We start from the raw sequence: 3,988 nt of genomic DNA, 5'->3' as shown, positions 1-3,988 counted from the left end.
ATTTTGCTAATAAACATAGCAAAATTATAGATGATTTCCTGACCTAAGATCACATTTTATTCTTTTTTCCACTTCAATCTAAGAATTGAGAAAAAAGCAAAACCTTATATTATACCATAAAAAAATTATGCAAGAGGTCTATAGGTATCTTCAATACTATATTCAATGGTTTGTAGTTCTCTTTTGGGAAAAAACTGATGCTTACCACCCACAATAACGTAAGCGCGTTGATTTCCGTTTAAATAATCCTTGAAATTGTCTGAATCTACGGGTTTATGAGTCTTAGCATCAAAGCCATACCAGCGCAAAATGTGGTTGCGAGTGCGCCGGATCAAGATATTAGATAACAAGTCAGGTAACTGTTTTTCCCCTTTCTCTACTAATCTAAAATACTCTTTTAGATCGGGCGGATCTATGGGTAAATCTGTCTTATCATCTTGATGAAAGAGCCTAATCTGATGGTAAATATCCCAAGCACTTTTATTGCGAGGAGTTGCTGTTAAAAAACAGCATTGTCTCCCGGCTGCTAAAAAGGCTTCGACGATTTTATATCTTTGGGTTGCGGCATTCCGCAGGTTATGACTTTCATCAATTAAGATAAAATCTCGATCTTTGTATTTAAAATCTTCTAATAAAACTCTGATGCCACTGGTTTCATCTTCCCGCAGCAATCCCATCGATAAAACGCGGGCGTTAAGTTGATAAATTTCGTTGTAGCGTTCCCACATTTCCACCAGTGGCGCTGGACAAATAATTAAGGGGCGGGCTTTTTCCACTTGTTCAAAGCGTTTGACAATGGCAGCACCAATAAAGCTTTTTCCTAGTCCTACCACATCGGAAACGAAACAACCTCCATACTCGCGGATGAGTTTAACAGCTTGGTTAACTGCTACTTTTTGAAAGTCTGCTAGTTTCTCGGTAATTTCGTTATCTATCATCATTTCACTGGCAGTTTCTTCTGTCAATCGATCGCGCACGAGCATATAGAGAGTTTTCATATAGATGTCGTAGGGACGTACTGGCATCATCGCCCAAGACTGTTGTAAAGACTGCATCAGTGTTTCATCAAATTCTGTTGCTTCCTGCCAAAGTTGATTGAACCATTCTGTTAAACTGGCATGATTTTCATTACCGTGAACGATAACATTAAGTTCGGTATTGTGGGAAATTCCTGATAAAGTAAGGTTAGAAGAACCAACGATAGCAAGGCCTTTTTCTTGACGTTCCAAAGGTTGTCCCTGCTGGTTATAAATTGTCCCGTAGTCGAAGATATAGGCTTTAGCGTGGAGTCGCCCTTTAGTATAAACTCGCACCTGAAGGCGTTTTTCTTCAATCATTTGAACCAGATTTTTTACTAAGGTTTCTGCTTCATCTGTTTGGTCCATCAGTTCGACGCTGGAACGAATATTGTCGGCGGTTTCTGTTGCCATCTGCTTGCGTTCTGTCCGTTTGGGGTATTCTTGTGCTTCCAGATGGTTTTTAATTAATTCTAAGCGGCGGTAGCCTTCTGCTAATTGTTCGATGGTTTCCCGGTTGCTGGTGTTGCCAATTAGGAGGCGCATTTGTGGGATGGTGGCGAGACGAGTTGCGATCGCAGTAAAGCCGGAGAGGAAAAAGTAACCGACGGCAAAATGAGCGGCTTCTGAAGAGTGGAGAATTTGGTTGATGTTATCGACTAATTTTTGCTGGCGATTGTCGATGATGTCGTGGGTAGGCATAGTTCGATTTTTTAATTTTAGGGCTGTAACCAGTTTTCTATTACTAGATTAGAAATATTTTCAAAATGACGAGTATTATCGGTTACTAAAATATCCTGCCGAGAACGAGCAACGCTTGCGATTAAAGCATCTAACTGTCCTGTTGGTTTGCCAATTTTTCTAAGTTCAGATTGAATTTTGCCAAATTCGATTGCAGCTTGTTGATCAAAAGCTATTATCGGTAACTGGTTGGCAAATCTAGTTAATGTATCTAAGTTACGTTCTAGCTGAGTTGAGCAATAAACTCCTTTATATAGCTCCCCTAAGACTAAAGTGGACAGGTAAGATTCCTGATACTTAAGTCTAAAATGTGAAACGACCGTCAGATTCCCTTTGAGAATGGCAATACGGATGTTAGTATCCAGTAAATACATGAATTTTCGGCTTAATCATCGAATTTAATTTCCACACCTAGATCGGCATGGCGTTCTTGGTCAATTTCAGAAAAAATATCATCGAGTTCTGGTTGATTTTTCCATACTCCAATAAGAGTTTCTAATTCTTCCCACAATAATTTTTTTTGAATTAAATTATCGGGGATTTCCAGAGAAATTTTTACGCCATTAGGAAGAGATAAATCCTCTAATAGCTCGATAGTATTGCCTTTGATAATTCCTTGTATTTTCATGGTAGTTTAGGATAAAGCTTGCTCAACTAAGACGGCAGTTTCACGATCTAGAATAGAGAGAGTTTCTTGAATTAATTCTATTGGTAATTCTAATGTTTTATAATTTGTTTTTCCATTTTATTTGTACTCCTAATTAATGGCATATTCTGTGAATTTTCGTTTAAATGGAGAGTGAAATCCGATGACAATATCTGTTTTAGGAATTCCTAGTTCAACTAACTTTTCAGCCACCGAAATTTCTGTGTTGTTCTGTTGAATATAAACTTTGTTGTTAATAATATCTAAATGTAAAAGACATCCATAAATCCAATGATTATTATGCCAACCAACTTGTACTAATAAATAATGTTTTCTCAGATCGTCAAAGATTATTTCTAGGGAAATTTCACTAGACTGCTGAATTTTAGCTTGTTCTTCAATTAGGGATTTAACTAATTCACTGTAGTTGATTGCCATTCTACGATCTCCTCTATTTCAGGGTTATAGACAATAATTTTGATTTGATAATGTTCTAGAATTCTTTGAACAAAACGGCTATGACAAAACACTTCATAAGTATCATTAGGGATGGCTAAGTATAGGGTTCTATCAGGTTCAATTTCCGAAAGAGCAAAACGGTAGTTAAGATATTGTCCAGAGGCTAAATGTAGTTCTGTAACAATTGAATCTCTTAAGAAACTTTTGATTTCAATGGCAACTTTTTCTCGTTCTTTTTGTGCTGCAATAACTTTTTCTGCTCCTAAGTCCACATAAAAGTTAACATCTTCAAACTCTAGGGTAAAAGGATCATGGGTAATCGTCCAACCTGCTTTTATGAGTGCATTTCGGACAGCATGGTGAAAGGTATCTTTAGCTGGCATATCCTGATTTTAGCAGGTTTTCCTAATTTTAGCATCTTGTAACAATCTTAAGGTTCACAGTCTAGGAAATCCTTCTTGTTATTTCTCCTCTTCTGTGATGATTTCAGATACCCGACTTCTTTAAGAAGTTGACTTCATTTTCCATTGTAGCTTAAAGCCGTCCTAAAAGGACGGGGTTTTAAACCCAAATTTTCGATAAGATAAGTGTAGGTTAAAATTAAGGGTATGAGGGTTCGTGAGGTTATCTGTCGCCTAATTGATGATAGTTGGTTGCAAGTTTCGCAAAAAGGAAGCCATCGTCAGTTTAAACACCCTGTCAAGCTGAGTAAAGTTACCGTTCCTTGTAAACTGTCAGATGATATACCTATCGGAACTTACAAAAACATTCTACGGCAAGCTGAATTGGAGGGTTGAATGACTGAATTGAATAGTATGGTTGTGGTTAAGGATAACGCTATTGAAATAGAGCGTCAAGAAGAGTTAAAAGACTTCCTCCAAGAACAAGAACAACAGGTTCTTGAGCAATTCAAACCGGGTACATTCGGATGTCATGAGTTACTTGACAGAACAGCGATGGTTAGTGATTCCTTGGAGCGTTTTATTGGGCTCTTCGTTACTTGTTATGGTTCGATAGGGGGGCATAAATCGACTAAATCCTTATCTGGCAAGAGACTTAATTGATTAGTTCGCTCTAGATAAAAACAATTGACAAAAATCGCTAAATGCCTTTCTCTATAAGGGTT

6 protein-coding genes are annotated in these 3,988 nt (G+C 37.5%); 1 reads left to right on the top strand and 5 read right to left on the bottom strand.

The window, feature by feature from the left end; genetic code table 11:
• Positions 1-125: 125 nt before the first annotated feature.
• From PX482_RS15280 to PX482_RS15260, 5 genes are all read right to left on the bottom strand, one after another.
• Entirely contained in the window at positions 126-1,718 is a 1,593-nt protein-coding gene (locus PX482_RS15280; RefSeq protein ID WP_288027125.1) for a phospholipase D-like domain-containing protein, read from the bottom strand.
• A 17-nt stretch (positions 1,719-1,735) separates the two neighbouring features.
• Positions 1,736-2,131 (bottom strand): type II toxin-antitoxin system VapC family toxin, encoded by a 396-nt coding sequence (locus tag PX482_RS15275; protein ID WP_002763455.1) that lies wholly within the window; start codon positions 2,129-2,131, stop codon positions 1,736-1,738.
• Between the two features lie 11 nt (positions 2,132-2,142).
• The gene (locus PX482_RS15270; protein WP_002763457.1) at positions 2,143-2,385 is read right to left on the bottom strand and encodes a hypothetical protein; all 243 of its coding nucleotides are present in this window, start codon (positions 2,383-2,385) and stop codon (positions 2,143-2,145) included.
• Between the two features lie 129 nt (positions 2,386-2,514).
• Positions 2,515-2,841: a XisI protein gene (locus PX482_RS15265; protein ID WP_002734933.1), complete on the bottom strand. Its 327-nt coding sequence runs from the start codon at positions 2,839-2,841 to the stop codon at positions 2,515-2,517.
• Complete coding sequence (locus PX482_RS15260) at positions 2,817-3,245, bottom strand: element excision factor XisH family protein (protein WP_002763459.1); 429 nt, start codon at positions 3,243-3,245, stop codon at positions 2,817-2,819. Before PX482_RS15260 ends, PX482_RS15265 begins: the two co-directional genes overlap by 25 nt.
• A 225-nt stretch (positions 3,246-3,470) precedes the next feature.
• Here PX482_RS15260 and PX482_RS15255 point away from each other — a divergent pair, with 225 nt between their 5' ends.
• On the top strand, positions 3,471-3,659 hold the full coding sequence (locus PX482_RS15255; RefSeq protein WP_002763461.1) for a type II toxin-antitoxin system HicA family toxin: 189 nt from the start codon (positions 3,471-3,473) through the stop codon (positions 3,657-3,659).
• The last annotated feature ends 329 nt before the right edge of the window (positions 3,660-3,988 follow it).

Source organism: Microcystis sp. M53602_WE12, from assembly GCF_030065455.1.
Classification (GTDB): Bacteria; Cyanobacteriota; Cyanobacteriia; order Cyanobacteriales; family Microcystaceae; genus Microcystis; species Microcystis aeruginosa.
Note: the sequence above shows the minus strand (reverse complement) of the source record. Positions and strands in the feature narration are given on the sequence as shown.

Excerpts from the sequence above, each read along its gene's own strand:
- PX482_RS15275 (WP_002763455.1), bottom strand. The coding sequence starts at position 2,131 with ATGTATTTACTGGATACTAACATCCGTATTGCCATTCTCAAAGGGAAT.
- PX482_RS15255 (WP_002763461.1), top strand. The coding sequence starts at position 3,471 with ATGAGGGTTCGTGAGGTTATCTGTCGCCTAATTGATGATAGTTGGTTG.
- PX482_RS15280 (WP_288027125.1), bottom strand. The coding sequence starts at position 1,718 with ATGCCTACCCACGACATCATCGACAATCGCCAGCAAAAATTAGTCGAT.
- PX482_RS15270 (WP_002763457.1), bottom strand. The coding sequence starts at position 2,385 with ATGAAAATACAAGGAATTATCAAAGGCAATACTATCGAGCTATTAGAG.
- PX482_RS15260 (WP_002763459.1), bottom strand. The coding sequence starts at position 3,245 with ATGCCAGCTAAAGATACCTTTCACCATGCTGTCCGAAATGCACTCATA.
- PX482_RS15265 (WP_002734933.1), bottom strand. The coding sequence starts at position 2,841 with ATGGCAATCAACTACAGTGAATTAGTTAAATCCCTAATTGAAGAACAA.